The organism is Thalassiella azotivora, assembly GCF_054781695.1.
Genome location: NZ_BAAGTX010000021.1, coordinates 26484 through 43459 on the forward strand (window position 1 = coordinate 26484; position 16976 = coordinate 43459).

Here is a 16976-nt window from a genome sequence, read left to right on the forward strand (position 1 = left end):
GCAGGACGTCGTCGCGGCGCACGGGCCAGCATCTCGGCATGGTCCTGTGGATCACAGCCGTGTGGCTGGCGCTGTGGGGGGACCTGTCCGTCGGGAACGTCCTCGGCGGGGTCGCCGTCGCCGTCCTGCTGCTGTGGGCGGTGCGGCTGCCGGAGCGCCGGGCCCCCCGGCGGCGCGTCTCCCTCCCGGCGCTGGCCGTGTACGCGGTGCTGTTCGCCCGGGACCTGTGGGTCGCGACGCTCGAGGTCGCACGGCAGGTCTTCTGGCCCGTCGACCGGCTGCGCCCCGCGGTCGTCGAGGTGCCCCTCGCCGGGCGGGACCCGGGCCTGCTGTCGCTGGTGGCCAACACGATCACCCTGACCCCGGGCACGCTCACCCTGGAGGTGGACGCCGGGACCGGCCGGCTCTGGATCCACCTGCTGCACCTCGAGGGCGACGACGTCGAGGAGGTCGTGGCCACGACGCGGCAGCTCGAGCGCCGCGCCGCCGCGGTGCTGCGCGTCGACCTGGACGCCCAGCCGGGAGCCGGTACGGGCGACACGGTGCGGCCCGGTGACGCCGCCCCCGGACCCGAGGAGGACGCGTGACCACGGTCTACGTCATCAGCCAGCTGGGTCTGACCCTCGCGGGCCTGGCGATCCTGCTGCGGCTGCTCAAGGGCCCCACCGCGAGCGACCGCATCGTCGCCCTCGACACGCTGCTGCTCGTCGTCGTCGCCGGCGTCGCCATCGAGATCGCGCGGCTGGACACCCCGCGGTTCGGCGGGATCCTCGTCGTGGTGTCGCTGCTGGCGTTCGTGGGCACCGTCGCGGTGGCCCGTTTCATCGAGCGCCGGGAGGGCTGATGGACACCGTCCTGGACGTCGTCGGCGCCGCCCTGCTGCTGCTCGGGGTGGGCCTGACCCTGCTGGCCGGTGTCGGCGTGCTGCGCTTCCCCGACGTGCTGACGCGCATGCACGCGCAGACCAAGCCCGCCGTGCTCGGGCTGCTGCTCGTGCTCGCCGGGGTGGCCGCCACCACCAGGCACCCCGGGCTCACCGCGACGCTGGTGCTGGTGGCGGCGTTCCAGGTGCTCACCGCCCCCGTGGGGGCGCACATGATCGGTCGCGCCGCGCACCGCGCCGGCGAGTCCGACGACTCGGTGCTCGCCCGCGACGACCTCGCCGCGAGCGGCCGGCTGGGCGCCGGCCGTCGGGACGCCGAGGACGACGATCAGCCGTAGGCTGCCGAGGGTCGGGCCGACCCCCACCGAAGAGGAGCCCCTCATGACGGAACGCACGATCGGGCAGCTCGTCGCGGACATCCAGCAGGACCTCACCGCGCTGGTGCGCCACGAGATCGCGCTCGCCAAGTCCGAGCTGAAGCGCGACGTGACGAAGGGCGGCGCGGGCGCGGGCCTGCTCGCCGGTGCCGCCTTCCTCGGCGTCGTGGCCTTCTTCATCCTGTGCTTCGCCGGCGCCTACGGCCTGGTGGCCGCAGGCCTCGACGAGTGGCTGGCGTTCCTCATCGTCTTCGCGGTGCTCGTCGTCGTCGCGGGTGTGCTCGCGCTCGTCGGCAAGAAGCAGCTCACGAAGATCAACCCGCCGGAGCGGACCATCGCCACGAGCAAGGACACCGTCGCCGCGCTCAAGGGCCAGGGCCCGGTCGAGGCGTCCGTGGCCCGCACCGGCGCGCAGTGACCACCCCCCACACCGCGCACCCCGCCGCCCGGTGCCACCCCGCGGGGGTGTGGCGCTGAGCCGCACCCGCCGCGCCGCCGTCGACTCCTCCGCCGTCCTGCTCGACGGGCCCTGGCAGCACCGCTTCGTCGCGGCCAACGGCGCGCGCTTCCACGTCGCCGTCGCCGAACCGCACGAGGGGACGGCGCGTGACGGCGCGCCACTCGTCCTGCTCCTGCACGGCTTCCCGCAGATGTGGTGGGCGTGGCGGCACCAGCTGCGCGACCTGGCCGGGGCCGGCTACCGCGTCGCCGCGATGGACCTGCGCGGCTTCGGCGCCTCCGACAAGCCGCCGCGCGGCTACGACACGATGACGTCGGCCGCGGACGTCGCCGGCGTCGTCCGCAGCCTCGGCGAGCGTGACGCCGTCCTGGTCGGCCACGACCTGGGGGGCTGGATCGCCTGGTCGTGCCCCGCCCTGCAGCCGCGCACGGTCCGGGCCGTCGCCGCGGTGTCCGCCGCCCACCCGCTGCAGACGTACCGGGCGGCCGCGGACCCACGGCAGGTGCCGTCGCTGTCGTACGTCCTGGGCTTCCAGGTGCCCGTGCTGCCCGAACGGCGGCTGCAGGACCCGGCGACGGTGCCGGAGCTGCTGGGCCGGTGGGCCGGACCCGGGTGGCCGTCGGCGCACGAGTCCTCGCTGTACGCCGACGCGATGCGGGTGCCGTCGGTCGCCCACAGCAGCCTGGAGTACTACCGCTGGGGGGTGCGCTCCCTGCCCCGCCGGGACGGCCGCCGGTTCGTCTCGGCGGTCCGCCGGCGGGTGGGCGTGCCCGTCCTGCAGGTGCACGGGAGCGCGGACCGCTGCACGCTGCCCGGTCGGGCGAGGACGTCCTCGCGGTGGGTGGCCGGGCCGTACCGGTGGGAGCTCCTGGACGGCGTGGGGCACTACCCCGCGGAGGAGGCCCCCGAGCGGCTGACCGCGGTCCTGCTGGACTGGCTGGACGACGTCACAGCCTGACGTCACCACCTGACGTCACGTCCCCGCTGCTTGCCGGAGCATGTGACGCGTGTCACGATCCGGGACGTGACCCGGCAGGAGGACGGGCTGCGGACCAGGGAGACGATCCTGCGGGTCGCCGACCAGCTCTTCGCCGCCCGCCCGACCCCGCCCCCGCTGCACGAGGTCGCGCGCTGCGCCGGTGTCGGCCGGGCCACCGTCTACCGCTACTTCCCCCACCGGCACGCCCTGGCGGCCGCCGTCGCGACCCGCGCCCTCGGCCGGCTCGAACGGGCCCTGCGCTCGCAGCCGGCGCCTCCGCTGCGGGACGTTCTGCGCGCGACGCTGTCGACGAGCCTGACGATGCGCTCGCTGTTCTGCCTGCTGCGCGAGATGCCCGAGTCCGAGCAGCGACGGCACGAACGGCTGCTCGTGACGCTGCTGGCGCCCGCGTTCCGCGCGGCCCAGTCCGCGGGGCAGCTGCGACCGGACGTCGCTCCCGACGTCGTGCTGGTGGTGCTGGAGATGCTGCACTCGCGTCCCGCCGCACCGCATCCCGACCCGGCCGGCCAGCGGCTCGTGGACGTCGTCCTCGACGGCCTGTTCCACCCGGGCGCCACCGGCGTGTGAGACGACGACCCCCTTCCTTGTCTCGCAACGCCTTCCTAGCCTCCGGACACCCGGCCCGTGGGTCCCGCGGGCGAACCGTCGGGCCCGCCCGACCGTCGGAAGGCACACCATGCGCAGACAGCGTCGTCTCGCGTTCGTCCTGGCCGCCGTCGCGGCCGCCGTCTCCCTCGCAGCCGCACCGGCGCAGGCCGCCGAACCCGTCGACTACGTCGCCCTCGGCGACTCCTACTCCTCGGGGACCGGGGCCCCGCCGTACCAGAGCGGCTCGTGCTACCGCAGCTCCCGCAGCTACGCCCAGCTGTGGGCGGACACCCACGCCGTGTCCTCGTTCGCCTTCGTCGCGTGCGGGGGCGCCACCACCGACGACCTCGGGCCCCAGCTCGACGCGCTGCGCCCGGAGACCGACCTGGTGACCATCACCATCGGCGGCAACGACGTCGGGTTCTTCGACGTCGTGCTCACCTGCATCCTCGGGTCGGATCGCAGCTGCACCGACGCCGTCGACCGCGCGGCGGTCCGGGCGCGCACCGAGCTGCCCGGCAAGCTCGACCGCACGTACGCGTCGGTCGCCGCGCGCGCGCCGGGGGCCCGCCTCGTCGTCCTCGGCTACCCGCGCCTGGTCGAGCAGCGGGGCTGGTGCCTGAGCAGCACCAAGCGGGCGGCGCTGAACCGCGGCGCCGACGAGCTCGCCGGGATCATCGCCGACCGCGCCGCCGCGGCCGGGGCCACGTACGTCGACGCCCGGCAGACGTTCGCCGGGCACGGTGCCTGCGGGTGGTCGCCCTGGGTGAACGGCCCGATCTACAACGGGCTGGTCGAGACGTTCCACCCGAACGCCGCCGGCTACTCGCGCGGCTACCTGACGATGCTCAACTCGGTCACCGGCTGACCGAGCAGGAACGCGGGCACGTCCCCACCTGCACCGTCGGCCGACGCGTCAGCCGGACCGTCAGCCGACGGTGCAGGCCCCCACGTCCACCGGCTGCTCCGCCGTCGCCGCGGCCGACAGCACCGGGGCCGACTCGGCGAGCGTCAGGGCGTACCCCGTGCTCGGGTCGTCCAGGGACTTGGCGAACACGACGCCCACGACCCGCCCCGCGGCGTCCAGCAGGGGCCCCCCGGAGTTGCCCGGCTCGACCCGCGCGTGCAGCGAGTACACGCGACGCTCCACGCCGGGGTTGCCGTAGATGTCCTCCCCCCGGGCGGTGAGCACCTGCCGCACGCGCGCCGCCTCGGCCGTGTACGGCCCGTCCAGCGGGAACCCCGCGACCACGGCGGCGTCCCCCCGCTCCAGGTCCTCGCCGAGCGGCAGCGGCGCGGTGGGCAGGCCGTCGACGGCCAGCACGGCCAGGTCCCGGTCCGCGTCCATCACGACGACCCGCGCCGGCCACCGCCGGCCCTCGCCCGTGACCTGCACGGCCGGCTCCTCGACCCCCGCGACGACGTGGGCGTTGGTGACGACCCGTTCGTCCGCGACGACGAACCCGGTGCCCTCCTGGCCGCGGGCGCAGCTGTCGGCGATCCCGGTGACCTTGACGACGCCGCCCGCGGCGACGCCGGCGGGCCCGGCCGCCGCCGTGGGGTCCGGTGGGTCGACCGGCAGGATGATCTCCGGGCCGATCCGGTCGAACACGCGGGGGAACCCGCTGGACTCCAGCAGCGCCCGCAGGTCCCCGGCCAACCCCCCGGTGCCGGGCGGGACGACCCGGTCGAGGGCCTGCACGACCCGCGACTCGGCGACCGCCCGCGACAGCGACGGGGCGGGGCTGGCGCGCAGCGCCCCGGCGACGAACCAGGACAGGAGGGCCACCGCCACCACGGCGGCGACGGCGCCGAGCGCACGGTCGACCACCTGCGCGGGTGCCCACGTCAGCCGGTCGCGGACGGCCCGGCCGAGCAGCGAGCCGAGCAGCTGGCCGGCCCACGCCAGGACCAGGACGCCGATCACCACCACGACGACGCGGCCCGTCCCGGGAGCCAGCACGGACCCTGGCTCGCCGTCCCACACGTTCTCCACCACGACCGGGAGCAGCCGGATGCCGACGAGGCCGCCGACGACGAAGCCGCCGAGGGACAGCAGGCCGTGCACCAGGCCGTGCCGGGCGCCGGTGACGGCGTAGGCGACGAGGGTCAGGACGAGGACGGCGTCGAGCAGCAGGGCGCCGCTCACGGCTCCACGCCCGTCTCGTCCTCGGACCCTCCCCCCGCGGCCGACGCGCCCGCCCCGTCGGCGTACCCCTCGGCGGCACCCACCCCGGAACCGGTCGGTCGAGGCGCACCGGGCCGGTCCGGACGGGCGTAGCGCTCCGGCAGCGGCTCGACGCGCGCGGTGTCCCAGGGGACGGTCAGGCCCGCTGCGTCCAGCAGCCGCGACAGCAGACCGGCGGTGAAACCCCAGACGAACAGCCCGTCCACGTCGAAGGCGGGACCCACGTACCCGCTCGGGTGGCGGGTGGTGAACCGGTGCCGCGGGTCCAGCAGCGCCTCGAGCCGCAGCCACTGGACACGGGCGACCTCGCCGACGTCGTTGACCCGCACCGGCGCGGGCTCGGGCATCCAGCCCACGACCGGCGTGACCTCGAAGCCCGACGGCGGCAGCCACAGGGCCGGCAGCGTGCCGACGACCCGGACTCCGTCCGGCGGCAGCCCGGTCTCCTCGTGCGCCTCGCGCAGCGCCGCACCGACCGGCCCGTCGTCGCCCGGGTCGACGGCGCCGCCCGGGAAGGCGGCCTGGCCGGGGTGGGACCGCAGGGTCGACGCGCGCTCGATGAGCAGCACGTCGGCGTCGGAGGCGTCGGTGCCGCTGAACTGCATCAGGACGGCCGCGGGCCGGGTCGTCGCGCCCGCCGGTGGGCGCATCCGGGTGAGGTCCTCCATCCGGACCCGCGGGACGACGTCCGCGACCTGTCGCATCCACGACGGCAGGTGCCCGTCCCGCCCACCGGGTCCGCTGCTCACGGTGAGGCCGCCGCGGCGACGTCCGCGCCGTCGGCTCGCGTGGCGGCGGGCGCCAGCTCGAACCTCAGCAGCCGGGCCGCCCTGGCCGGGTCCGTCTCGCCGACGCCGTAGGAGGGGCAGTCCGAGGCCACCGGGCAGGCACCGCACGCCGGCTTGCGCGCGTGGCAGGTGCGCCGCCCGTGGAAGATCACGCGGTGCGACAGCATCGTCCAGTCGCGCTTGTCGAACAGCTCGCCGACGGCGTGCTCCACCTTCACCGGGTCCTCCTCGTCGGTCCACCCGAACCGTCGGACGAGCCGGCCGAAGTGGGTGTCGACGGTGATCCCGGGGACGCCGAAGGCGTTGCCGAGCACGACGTTGGCGGTCTTGCGCCCGACGCCGGGCAGCGTGACGAGGTCCTGCAACCGGCCGGGCACCTGCCCGCCGAACTCCTCGACGAGCCGCGCACCCAGCTTCATCAGGGCGTCGGACTTGGCGCGGAAGAACCCGGTGGACCGGATCAGCTCCTCGAGCTCGGCCCGGTCGGCGGCGGCGTACGCGGCGGCGTCCGGGTAGCGCTCGAACAGCGCCGGGGTGACGAGGTTGACCCGCACGTCCGTGCTCTGGGCCGACAGGATGGTCGCGACGAGCAGCTCCAGCGGGGTGCGGAAGTCGAGCTCGCAGTGGGCGTCCGGGTAGCGCCCCGCCAGCTCGCGGTGCATCCGGCGGGCGCGGCGCTTGAGCCCGATCACGGTCTCCGGACGGCGCGGCGCGCGCCGCCGGGGACGGGGGGCACCGTTGCTGTCGACCACGCGGGAAGCCTAACCAGCGGCCCCGACGACCGCCCCGTGGCCGCGGACGTGCACCCCGACGGGGTACCGCAGGGCGGACGGGCTCGGGTCGAGCGCCCGGCAGTGGCAGACTGCCCCCGGCGGTCGCCGCACGGCGGCCCGGTCGATGCTGCTCCGGCCCGTCGCGGGCCCCGTCACGAGGAGGAGACGTGGACGACGAGGTCGTGCGTCGCGCACCCCTGTTCGCCGCCCTGGACGACGACGCCGCGTCCGCCCTGCTGGCCTCCATGGAGGAGGTCACCATCGGCCGCGGCGACGTGCTCTTCCACGAGGGCGAGCCCGGTGACCGGCTCTACGTCATCACCAGCGGCAAGATCAAGCTCGGTCGCACCGCACCCGACGGCCGGGAGAACCTCGTCGCCGTCCTCGGTCCCGGCGAGATGTTCGGCGAGCTGTCGCTGTTCGACCCGGGCCCTCGGACGATGACCGCCACCGCGGTGTCCGACGTCCGGCTCGTCGGGCTCGGCAACGCCGACCTGCAGACGTGGCTGACCGGCCGCCCCGAGGTCGCCAAGCACCTCCTCCAGGCGCTCACCCAGCGGCTGCGGCGCACCAACGAGAACCTGGCCGACCTCGTCTTCTCCGACGTGCCGGGCCGGGTCGCGAAGGCGCTGCTGGACCTGTCCCGCCGGTTCGGCCGGCAGACCGACCAGGGCGTCCTCGTCGCGCACGAGCTGACGCAGGAGGAGCTCGCCCAGCTCGTCGGCGCCTCCCGGGAGACGGTGAACAAGGCCCTGGCCGACTTCGCCTCCCGCGGCTGGCTGCGGCTCGAGGCGCGCGCCGTCGTCCTGCTGGACGTCGAGCGCCTGCACCGCCGCGCCCGCTGACCCGGCCGCCGAGGCCCCTCGACCCGCACGTTGGTGGAAAGGTGCGGTCTCCTGACCGTCCGGGACCGCACGTTGGTGGAAAGGTGCGGTCTCCTGACCGTCCAGAACCGCACGTTGGTGGAAAGGTGCCCCATCCGGCACCCCCGGACCCGCACGTTGGTGGAAAGGTGCGCCATCCGGCGCCCCTGGACCCGCACCTTGGTGGAAAGGTGCGCCATCCGGCGCGCCTGGACCCGCACCTTGGTGGAAAGGTGCGGGTTTCCGGCCGTCCGGGACCGCACGTCGGTGGAAAGGTGCGGGTTCAGACGCCGAGGTACTCCAGCTGGGCCCGGACGCTGAGCTCCGCCGCCGGCCACAGCACCGGGTCGACGTCGGCGTACACCCGCTCGACGACGGCGCGCGGCGTCACGCAGCCCGCGTCGACGGCGTCGCGCACCTGCTCGAGCCGCTGCTCGCGGTGGGCGAGGTAGCCCTCGACCGCGGCGAGCGCGTCGTCCAGCACGGGACCGTGCCCCGGCCAGACGGCCGTCGCCCCCGCCGACGAGGCGAGGTCGCGCAGCCGGCGCAGCGAGTCCAGGTACGGCCCGAGGCGGCCGTCGGGGTGCGCGACGACCGTCGTCCCGCGACCCAGGACGGTGTCGCCGGTGAGCAGGGCGGCCGGCACCTCCGGCGGGCCGACCAGCCGGAAGGACAGCGAGTCCGACGTGTGGCCCGGCGTGGCCACGACGTGCAGCTCGCCCCCGCCGACCGGGACGACGTCACCGTCGGCCAGTCCCTCCGAGCCCAGCCGGTGACGCGGGTCGAGGGCCCGCACGCCGTCGGCGCCGGCGCGCTGAGCGAACGACGCCGCGCCCTCGGAGTGGTCGGCGTGCCCGTGGGTGAGCAGCACCTGCCGCACGCGGGCGCCGCGGGCCCGGACGGCGTCCAGCACGGCACCCTGGTGCCCGGCGTGCTCCGGCCCGGGGTCGACGACCACGGCGTCGGGGGTGCCCGGCTCGTGCAGGACCCACGTGTTCGTGCCGTCGAGCGTCATCGGGCCGGGGTTCGGCGCGAGCACGCAGTGCGCCCACGAGCCGACCAGGCGCGTCGACCAGGACGTGGGCCAGGGGCCGCCCCCGAGCGACGGGCCGCTCACGGCAGGTCCGCCAGCAGCCGGGCGACCACCGTGCCGTCGTCAGCCGCCGTGCCGCCCACCGCCGTGCCGCCCACCGCCGTGCCGTCGCCCACCCCGTCGGCCCGCTCGATCCACGGCAGGACGGGACGCACCTGCCTGCGGGCCGCCAGCAGCTCCGCGACGGACGACGCCGCGGCGACGTCCTCGACCCCGACGAGGGTCGGCGGCAGCAGGACCACGCGCCCGTCGGCGTGACCGGACAGCACGTCCCGGGCGGGCCACCAGCCGGACTCGGTCGCCTCCCCCCCCTCGACGTGCCGGGCCCGCTGCCCGCGGGGGACGGCGGCCAGGAAGAACCGGGTGTCGTAGCGACGCGGCTCGAACTCCGGGGTGACCCAGTGCGCCCACGGCCGCAGCAGGTCGCTGCGCAGGACCAGGCGGCGGCGGGCGAGCAGCTCGGAGAGGGCGACGTCGCGGCTGAGCAGCGCCTGCCGGTCCGCCTCCCAGCCGTCGTCGGACACGTCGTCCACGACCCGGTCGCCGTCCGGTCCGGCGAGCAGCACGCCGGACTCCTCGAACGTCTCGCGGACGGCGGCGCACACGAGCTCACGGGCTTCGTCGGTCGAGGCACCCAGCAGCCGTGCCCACTCCGCGGGCTCCGGCCCGGCCCACGGCACGTCGTGGTCGGCGTCCCGCGGGTCGACCCCTCCGCCGGGGAACACGTGCATCCCGGCGGCGAACGCCATCGTCGGCTGCCGGCGCATCATGAACAGCTCGACGCCGTCGCGGGGCGCGTCCGCGTCACGGACGAGCAGCACCGTGGACGACGGGCGCGGGGCGGGCCCGGGGCCGACGGCGCCGTCGAGCCACGCGGCCGCCCGTCCGCCGAGCGCCTGGTTCATGGCGAACTCCCTGATCACCCGAGCAGCGTACGTGTGCGGCGTCGAGGTGCCGTGCCGGCGCCGGCGGGTAACGTCGCAGGCACCGGACCCGTCGGGACGCGACCCGGGGACCGCCCGGGTGGCAGCTCGGGTGGCAGCTCGGGTGGCAGCTCGGGTGGCAGCTCGGGTGGCAGCTCGGCGAGCAGGGTGGGACGACGAGAGAGGCGCAGGGTGGACAGCCACGGCTCACGACGCACCGGCCGCGCGCCGCTCCCGGACGGCCCCGCCGCGACGGTCGACGCCCGGGAGCAGCCCCCGCTCACGCTGGAGGAGCTGGCCCGGGCGACGGGGATGACCGTGCGCAACGTCCGGGCGTACCAGGCCCGCGGCCTGCTGCCGGCGCCCGAGCGGGCGGGGCGGCGGTCGCTCTACGGCCGCGAGCACGTCGCCCGGCTGCGGCTGGTGCAGGCGCTGGCCGCCCAGGGGCTCACGCTGCGCGTCATCGCGGACCTCGTGGCCCGGGGCACGGCCGACGAGGAGCTCGCGCGGCTCGCCCGCGAGGACCTGACCCAGGGGTTCGGCAGCACCGGGAGCGTCCCGGTGGACAGCGCGGACATGGCCCGCTTCAGCCGCGAGCAGCCGGAGGCGCTGCAGGTCCTCGTCGAGTCCGAGCTGCTGGAGCGCCGCGACGGCGCGTACGTCGGCAACGCCGTCGCGATGGGCCTGACCAGCGCGATCGCCGCCCGCGGGGGCGACTACGTCACCTGCGCCCGGGTGGGAGCGATCGCCTCGCGGGCCGGGCGCGCCTGCCGGGACGAGCTGGCCGACCTGGTCGAGGGCTGCCTCGAGCCGCTGGCCGACGACCCGGAGGCGCAGGAGGAGCTGCGCCGCCTCGCCGTCCAGCTCGCCTCGGTGGCGTTCTCCGACGCGCTGTCGCGGCGCCTGCTGGGCCGCGACGAGGTCAGCGCACCTGGACGGTGATCTCCACCTCGACGGGGGCGTCCAACGGCAGGACCGCGACGCCGACGGCGCTGCGGGCGTGCACGCCGTCCTCGCCGAGGACCTGGCCGAGCAGCTCCGACGCGCCGTTGACCACCTGCGGCTGACCGGTGAACTCGGGGACGCTGGCGACGAACCCGACGACCTTGACGACGCGGACCCGGTCGAGGTCGCCGACCTGCGCCTTGACCGCCGCCAGGGCGTTGAGGGCGCACGTCGCGGCGAGCTCCTTCGCGCGCTCGGGGCTGACCAGCCCGTCGCCCTCACCGACCTTGCCGGTCTCGGCGAGGCTGCCGGACACCATCGGGAGCTGGCCCGACGTCATCACCAGGTCCCCGAACGCCACCGCCGGGACGTACGCGGCGACGGGCGCCGCGACCTCCGGCAGCTCCAGGCCCAGCTCGGCCAGCCGGGCGTCGACGCGGCCGCTCGTCTCGCTCACCGCGCTCAGCCCCTCGGCCGCTTGAGGTAGGCCACGAGGCCGGAGCCGTCGGGGCCGGGGACGACCTGCACGAGCTCCCAGCCGTCCTCGCCCCACTGGTCGAGGATCTGCTTGGTCGCGTGCACGATCAGGGGGACGGTCGCGTACTCCCACTTCGTCATGCGCGCCACCCTAGCCGCGGTGGGCGACCGGCTCCGACGGGCAGCGGCCCGCGGCGCTCACTACGCTCCAAGCGTGCCGCCGTCCCGCCGCCGTCCCGACCTGTCGGACACCCCGTACGAGGGTGTCCGGCTGCACGTGGTGACCGGCAAGGGCGGCACGGGCAAGACGACGGTCGCCGCGGCGCTGGCGCTCGCGCTGGCCTCCCACGGACGCCGCACGCTGCTGTGCGAGGTGGAGGACCGGCAGGGCATCGCCCGGCTGTTCGACGTCCCGCCGCTGCCGTACGAGGAGCGGTCGGTGGCGGTCGCGCCGGACGGCGGCGAGCTGTACGCGCTGGCGGTCGAGCCGCGCGCGGCGCTGATGGAGTACCTGGAGATCTTCTACACGCTCGGCAAGCGCGCGGGCCGGGTCCTCGACAAGCTCGGCGCGGTCGACTTCGCCACGACCGTCGCACCGGGCCTGCGCGACGTCCTGCTGACGGGGAAGGTCTACGAGGCGGTCAAGCGCACCGAGCGCGGCCGGCCGGTGTACGACGCGGTGGTGCTCGACGCGCCGCCGACGGGCCGGATCACGCGGTTCCTCAACGTCAACACCGAGGTCTCCGGGATCGCCCGGGTGGGGCCGATCCGCAACCAGGCGGACTCGATCATGCGGGTGCTGCGCTCCCCAGCGACGGCCGTCCACCTCGTCACGCTGCTCGAGGAGATGCCGGTGCAGGAGACCTGCGACGGCGTCGCCGAGCTGGAGCGGGCGGGTCTGCCGGTCGGCGCCGTCGTCGTCAACCAGGTGCGTGAGGAGCTGCTGCCCGCGGACGCCCTGGCGGCCGCCGGCCGCGGCGAGCTGGACGCCGCCGGCGTGCGCGAGGGGCTGGTCGCGGCGGGCGTGGTGAAGGCGTCGCAGCCGGGGACCCGGATGGTCGACGGGCTGCTGACCGAGGCCGCCGAGCACGCCGAGCGGGTCGCCCTGCAGCAGCAGGAGCGGGGCACCCTGCAGGGGCTCGGCACCCCGCTGTACGAGCTGCCGCTGCTGTCCGGCGGGGTGGACCTCGGCGGCCTGTACGAGCTGGCGGAGTCCCTGTGCGAGCAGGGGATGGCGTGAGCGCGCCGAGCAGCCGGCCCACGGGCACCCCGGGCACGGGCACCCGCACCGCCCGCAGCTCGCACGCGCTGGCCGTGGACGACCTGCTCGACGACCGGGCCACGTCGATCCTCGTGTGCTGCGGCTCCGGCGGGGTCGGCAAGACCACGACCGCCGCGGCGCTGGCTGTCCGGGCGGCCGAGCGCGGGCGGCGGGTCGTCGTCCTGACGATCGACCCGGCCCGCCGGCTGGCGCAGTCGATGGGTCTGGAGTCGCTGGACAACACGCCCCGGCCGGTGGCGGGGGTCGACACCTCGGCCGGCGGCAGCCTCGACGCGATGATGCTGGACATGAAGCGCACCTTCGACGAGGTGGTGGAGGCGCACGCCACCCCCGACAAGGCCGCGCAGATCATGGCGAACCCGTTCTACGAGGCGATGTCCTCGTCGTTCGCGGGCACCAGCGAGTACATGGCGATGGAGAAGCTCGGGCAGCTGCGCGCGACCGCGTCCGTGCCGGGCGGGGACGGGTCGCACCCGTGGGACCTGGTCGTCGTGGACACCCCGCCGAGCCGGTCCGCCCTGGACTTCCTCGACGCGCCGCGGCGGCTCGGGTCCTTCCTCGACGGGCGGTTCATCCGGCTGCTGATGGCCCCGGCGAAGGCCGGCGGCCGCGCGTACGTGAGGACGTTCACGTCCGTGGTCGGCGGGGTCACCGGGATCATGACGAAGCTGCTCGGCGCCCAGGTGCTCAACGACGTCCAGACGTTCGTGGCGGCGATGGACACGATGTTCGGCGGGTTCCGCGAGCGCGCCGAGGCGACGTACTCGATGCTGCAGGACGACGGCACCGCGTTCCTCGTCGTCGCCTCCCCCGACCCCGACGCACTGCGCGAGGCGTCCTACTTCGTCGAGCGGCTGGGGGCGGAGAAGATGCCGCTGGCCGGGCTGGTGCTCAACCGGGTGCAGACCACCCCGGTGCCGACGCTGACCGCCGAGCGGGCGACGGCGGGCGCCGAGCAGCTGGAGGAGCAGCTCGAGGACGGCGGCGGCCACCCGGTGACCGCGGGGCTGCTGCGGCTGCACGCCCACCGGATGCACCGGATCGCCCGCGAGCAGTCCGTCGCGGGCCGGTTCTTCGCCGCCCACCCCGGTGTCCCGGTCGCGCAGGTTCCCGTACGCCCGGGCGACGTGCACGACCTCGAGGGCCTGCGGTCCGTCGCGGCGGACCTGGCCTCCGGCGTCTGAGCCGACCGGCCCGGACGCCTCGCGCCCTCAGGCCGAGCGGACGACGTCCACGGAGGTGCGCTGCGCCGGCACCTGCGAGACGGCGGCGTCCTGCCGCAGCACGGCGCGCTCGTGCTCGTGGCGCGCGGTCTCCAGGAGACGGCGCCACGACTGGACGTTCGGGCGGCGCTTGAGCAGGGCGCGTCGCTCGCGCTCGGTCATCCCGCCCCACACGCCGAACTCGACCCGGTTGTCCAGGGCGTCGGCCAGGCACTCGGTGCGCACCGGGCAACCCAGGCAGACGGTCTTCGCCCGGTTCTGCGCGGCCCCCTGGACGAACAGCGCGTCCGGGTCGCTCGCGCGACAGGCTCCGCGCTCGGCCCACTGCGTCGACGTCGCGGTCATGCGACCCTCCATCACCACACCCCCCTGCGTCGCGTGGCCGCGGTTGCTGGCCACCCCCCGCCCCAGGCACCCGGACGGTCCTGGTAGCCCCATCGACGCTACGGGCGCGGTCCTGAGGTGGTAAGGGGCGATCGGACCATTTGGGCGTAGTCACCGGTGACTAGTCACCGCCACCCGAGGCCCACTTCAGCACGCTGGGTGAACAGCATGTGCAGATCCGTGACGATCCGGCGTCGAGCAGCCAGCCGTCCGGCACCCAGCACGTACGCTGACCGACATGGGTGGATCCTCTGACCGCGTCCGCGACGTCGGGCGCGCCTTCTCGCTGCTCGCGGGCTTCGTCGCGACCGCCGTCGTCGCCGGGGTGCTGGGCGCCGGCCTGCTGATGCCTGCCGTCGGCGTCTCCGGCACGCTCGCCCGCAACAGCGTGGACTTCTTCGACTCGCTGCCGGAGGAGCTCGAGGCCGGCCCGCTGTCGCAGCAGTCTCGCATCCTGTACGCCGACGGCACGCCGATGGCGACGTTCTTCTACGAGAACCGCATCTCCGTGCCCTTGAGCAGCGTCTCCCCCGTCATGCGGCAAGCGGTGCTCGCGATCGAGGACTCCCGCTTCTACGAGCACCACGGCGCCGACCCCAAGGGGATCATGCGCGCGGTGGTGAACAACGCCTCCGGCGGTGACACCCAGGGCGCCTCCACCCTCACCCAGCAGTGGGTCAAGAACGTCCTGCTCGAGAAGGCCATCCAGGACGGCGACGTCGAGGCCCAGCAGGCGCTGCAGAACCCCGACACCGGCCGCAAGCTCCGGGAGATCAAGCTCGCGATCTCCGCCGAGCAGCGGCTGACGAAGGACGAGATCCTCCAGAACTACCTGAACATCGCCCTCTTCGGCGACGGGCAGTACGGGGTCGAGACCGCGGCGCGGCACTTCTTCTCCAAGAGCGCGGCCGAGCTGACCCTGCCGGACGCCGCGCTGCTCGCCGGGATGCTGCAGTCCCCCACCCGCTACGACCCCGCCCAGAACCCCCAGAACGCACTGGAGCGGCGCAACGTCGTCCTGGCACGGATGCTCGAGCTCGGGATGGTCACGCAGGCGGAGCACGACGAGGCGGTCGCCGTCCCCCTCGAGGCGCACGTCAAGGTCCAGGACACGCAGAACGGCTGCGAGCAGGCCGGCTCGGCGGCGTTCTTCTGCGACTACGTCACCAAGGTGCTGCTCAACGACGCCACGTTCGGCGACACCCGCGAGGACCGGCTGCGGATGCTGTACCGCGGTGGCCTGACGATCACCACGACGCTGAACCCGACGATGCAGGCGGCCGCGCACCAGGAGATCCACACCGAGGTGCCGCCGAACGAGGGGTCCGGCGTCGCCGGGTCGATCGTGTCGGTCCAGCCGGGCACGGGTCACATCCTCGCGATGGCCCAGAACCGGTGGTACAACCCGCGCCAGGACGGCACACCGGGCACGACGTCGATCAACTACAACACGAGCTACGAGTACGGCGGCTCGCGCGGGTTCCAGCCCGGCTCGACGTTCAAGCCGATCGTGCTCGCCACCTGGCTGAAGGCCGGCAAGTCCCTCAACGAGCGTGTCGGCACGCGGGAGGGCGCCTACCCCGAGTCCAACTTTCGGCGCTGCGGTCAGGAGATCAACGCCCCGGGGAAGGTCTGGAACGTCCGCAACGCCGGTGACGGCGACACGTCCGGGTCCATCTCCGTGCTCGAAGGAACGTACCGGTCGGTGAACTCGGCCTACGCCAACATGGCGCTAGACCTCGACCTGTGCGAGATCCGGGACACCGCGCACTCGCTCGGGGTCTACCGGTCTCAGGTCGAAGGTGAGAACGGCACGGAGATCGACCCGTACCCGTCGATGGTCCTCGGGTCGCAGGAGGTCGCCCCCCTGTCGATGGCCGGCGCGTTCGCCGCCTTCGCCGCGCAGGGTCAGTTCTGCAAGCCGACCGCGATCGTCAGCGTGACGGACGCCGCCGGTACCGCCCTCGAGGTCCCGTCCAGCGACTGCGCCGCGGCGCTGACGCCCGACGTCGCTAACGGCGTGACGTCGGCCCTGGAGAACACCCTGATCCGCGGGACCGCCCGCGGGCAGGGCATCGGCCGCCCGGCCGCCGGCAAGACCGGCACGACCAACAGCAGCTGGGCGACCTGGTTCGTCGGGTACACGCCGCAGGTCGCCACCGCCGTGTGGCTCGGCTACTCGAACGAGAGCCGGTCGCTCAACGGCGCGACGATCAACGGCCAGACCTACCGGCGGATGTACGGCGGCACGCTCTCCGCGCCGATCTGGAGCGATTACATGGAGCGGGTCCACGCCGGGGTGCCGGTGCAGGACTTCGCCGACCCGAGCGACCGCGTCCAGTACGGCGAGCGGACCCGCGTCCCCGACGTCGTCGGCCGCTCCCTGGAGGACGCCGAGCAGCGCCTCGAGGGCGCCGGGTTCAGCGTCCGGGTCGGCGGCACCATCGGCTCCCAGGTCCCGCGCGGCCGCGTGGCGGCGACCGAACCGGGCCCCGGCTCGTCCGTCAGCCCCGGCAGCACCATCACGCTGCTCGTCAGCGGCGGTGGCGGCGGTGGAGGCGGCGGTGGAGGCGGCGGCGGTGGCGGCGGCGGCCAGCCCGAGCCGCCGGGAGGCCCCGGTGGTGGCGGGGGTGGCCCGGGCGGCGGACCGGGCCAGCCCGGCGTCGTCCCCATCGACCCGCCCGGTGACGACTGACCGCACCGGCCCGTCGGCCCGCTCCCCCTGGCCG

20 protein-coding genes are annotated in these 16976 nt (G+C 75.1%); 12 read left to right on the forward strand and 8 right to left on the reverse strand.

Annotated features, from left to right (window positions below; genetic code table 11):
* The first annotated feature begins 38 nt into the window (after nt 1–38).
* From ACYVQV_RS14640 to ACYVQV_RS14670, 7 genes are all read left to right on the forward strand, one after another.
* The gene (locus ACYVQV_RS14640; protein WP_461024048.1) at nt 39–587 is read left to right on the forward strand and encodes a Na+/H+ antiporter subunit E; all 549 of its coding nucleotides are present in this window, start codon (nt 39–41) and stop codon (nt 585–587) included.
* Nucleotides 584–844 carry a monovalent cation/H+ antiporter complex subunit F gene (locus ACYVQV_RS14645; protein ID WP_461024049.1) on the forward strand — a complete coding sequence of 87 codons (261 nt, stop codon included), beginning with the start codon at nt 584–586 and terminating at the stop codon, nt 842–844. The genes ACYVQV_RS14640 and ACYVQV_RS14645 overlap by 4 nt, the downstream gene beginning before the upstream one ends.
* On the forward strand, nt 844–1221 hold the full coding sequence (gene mnhG / locus ACYVQV_RS14650) for a monovalent cation/H(+) antiporter subunit G (protein ID WP_461024050.1): 378 nt from the start codon (nt 844–846) through the stop codon (nt 1219–1221). Before ACYVQV_RS14645 ends, mnhG begins: the two co-directional genes overlap by 1 nt.
* A gap of 43 nt (nt 1222–1264) precedes the next feature.
* Nucleotides 1265–1678, forward strand: a complete 414-nt coding sequence (locus tag ACYVQV_RS14655) for a phage holin family protein (RefSeq protein ID WP_461024051.1) — start codon at nt 1265–1267, stop codon at nt 1676–1678.
* Nucleotides 1679–1727: 49 nt separating this feature from the next.
* Nucleotides 1728–2678: an alpha/beta fold hydrolase gene (locus ACYVQV_RS14660; protein ID WP_461024052.1), complete on the forward strand. Its 951-nt coding sequence runs from the start codon at nt 1728–1730 to the stop codon at nt 2676–2678.
* 66 nt (nt 2679–2744) lie between these two features.
* Nucleotides 2745–3287 (forward strand): TetR/AcrR family transcriptional regulator, encoded by a 543-nt coding sequence (locus ACYVQV_RS14665; RefSeq protein ID WP_461024053.1) that lies wholly within the window; start codon nt 2745–2747, stop codon nt 3285–3287.
* 109 nt (nt 3288–3396) lie between these two features.
* Entirely contained in the window at nt 3397–4176 is a 780-nt protein-coding gene (locus tag ACYVQV_RS14670; protein WP_461024054.1) for an SGNH/GDSL hydrolase family protein, read from the forward strand.
* A gap of 60 nt (nt 4177–4236) precedes the next feature.
* On the opposite strand, the gene ACYVQV_RS14675 is transcribed toward ACYVQV_RS14670, so the two are convergent.
* The 3 genes from ACYVQV_RS14675 to nth are packed head-to-tail and all read right to left on the reverse strand — an operon-like array spanning nt 4237 to nt 6946.
* The gene (locus ACYVQV_RS14675) at nt 4237–5457 is read right to left on the reverse strand and encodes a MarP family serine protease (protein ID WP_461024055.1); all 1221 of its coding nucleotides are present in this window, start codon (nt 5455–5457) and stop codon (nt 4237–4239) included.
* Nucleotides 5454–6245: an NUDIX hydrolase gene (locus tag ACYVQV_RS14680; RefSeq protein ID WP_461024056.1), complete on the reverse strand. Its 792-nt coding sequence runs from the start codon at nt 6243–6245 to the stop codon at nt 5454–5456. The genes ACYVQV_RS14675 and ACYVQV_RS14680 overlap by 4 nt, the downstream gene beginning before the upstream one ends.
* Nucleotides 6242–6946, reverse strand: coding sequence for an endonuclease III (nth, locus tag ACYVQV_RS14685; protein ID WP_461024104.1), 705 nt, complete (start codon nt 6944–6946; stop codon nt 6242–6244). The genes ACYVQV_RS14680 and nth overlap by 4 nt, the downstream gene beginning before the upstream one ends.
* A gap of 278 nt (nt 6947–7224) precedes the next feature.
* On the opposite strand from nth, the gene ACYVQV_RS14690 reads away from it, so the two are divergent.
* Nucleotides 7225–7902: a Crp/Fnr family transcriptional regulator gene (locus tag ACYVQV_RS14690; RefSeq protein WP_461024057.1), complete on the forward strand. Its 678-nt coding sequence runs from the start codon at nt 7225–7227 to the stop codon at nt 7900–7902.
* A gap of 301 nt (nt 7903–8203) precedes the next feature.
* Here the strand turns inward: ACYVQV_RS14690 and ACYVQV_RS14695 are convergent, their stop codons facing one another.
* Both ACYVQV_RS14695 and ACYVQV_RS14700 read right to left on the reverse strand, forming a co-directional pair.
* Complete coding sequence (locus ACYVQV_RS14695; RefSeq protein WP_461024105.1) at nt 8204–8983, reverse strand: MBL fold metallo-hydrolase; 780 nt, start codon at nt 8981–8983, stop codon at nt 8204–8206.
* 50 nt (nt 8984–9033) lie between these two features.
* On the reverse strand, nt 9034–9936 hold the full coding sequence (locus tag ACYVQV_RS14700) for an NUDIX hydrolase (RefSeq protein WP_461024058.1): 903 nt from the start codon (nt 9934–9936) through the stop codon (nt 9034–9036).
* 192 nt (nt 9937–10128) lie between these two features.
* Between ACYVQV_RS14700 and ACYVQV_RS14705 the strand changes: the two genes are divergently transcribed.
* Nucleotides 10129–10878: a helix-turn-helix domain-containing protein gene (locus ACYVQV_RS14705; RefSeq protein WP_461024059.1), complete on the forward strand. Its 750-nt coding sequence runs from the start codon at nt 10129–10131 to the stop codon at nt 10876–10878.
* Here the strand turns inward: ACYVQV_RS14705 and ACYVQV_RS14710 are convergent.
* Both ACYVQV_RS14710 and ACYVQV_RS14715 read right to left on the reverse strand, forming a co-directional pair.
* A complete protein-coding gene (locus ACYVQV_RS14710) occupies nt 10859–11338 on the reverse strand; it encodes a RidA family protein (RefSeq protein WP_461024060.1) in 480 nt (159 codons plus the stop codon). The genes ACYVQV_RS14705 and ACYVQV_RS14710 overlap by 20 nt on opposite strands.
* Before the next feature lie 5 nt (nt 11339–11343).
* Nucleotides 11344–11499, reverse strand: coding sequence for a DUF4177 domain-containing protein (locus ACYVQV_RS14715; RefSeq protein WP_461024061.1), 156 nt, complete (start codon nt 11497–11499; stop codon nt 11344–11346).
* 73 nt (nt 11500–11572) lie between these two features.
* Here ACYVQV_RS14715 and ACYVQV_RS14720 point away from each other — a divergent pair, with 73 nt between their 5' ends.
* Together ACYVQV_RS14720 and ACYVQV_RS14725 are read left to right on the forward strand one after the other, a co-directional pair.
* Nucleotides 11573–12598 carry an ArsA-related P-loop ATPase gene (locus ACYVQV_RS14720; RefSeq protein ID WP_461024062.1) on the forward strand — a complete coding sequence of 342 codons (1026 nt, stop codon included), beginning with the start codon at nt 11573–11575 and terminating at the stop codon, nt 12596–12598.
* Nucleotides 12595–13824 (forward strand): ArsA family ATPase, encoded by a 1230-nt coding sequence (locus ACYVQV_RS14725; RefSeq protein ID WP_461024063.1) that lies wholly within the window; start codon nt 12595–12597, stop codon nt 13822–13824. Before ACYVQV_RS14720 ends, ACYVQV_RS14725 begins: the two co-directional genes overlap by 4 nt.
* A 27-nt stretch (nt 13825–13851) precedes the next feature.
* On the opposite strand, the gene ACYVQV_RS14730 is transcribed toward ACYVQV_RS14725, so the two are convergent.
* Nucleotides 13852–14208, reverse strand: coding sequence for a WhiB family transcriptional regulator (locus ACYVQV_RS14730; protein WP_461024064.1), 357 nt, complete (start codon nt 14206–14208; stop codon nt 13852–13854).
* A gap of 277 nt (nt 14209–14485) precedes the next feature.
* On the opposite strand from ACYVQV_RS14730, the gene ACYVQV_RS14735 reads away from it, so the two are divergent.
* On the forward strand, nt 14486–16942 hold the full coding sequence (locus ACYVQV_RS14735; RefSeq protein WP_461024065.1) for a penicillin-binding protein: 2457 nt from the start codon (nt 14486–14488) through the stop codon (nt 16940–16942).
* Nucleotides 16943–16976 lie beyond the last annotated feature (34 nt).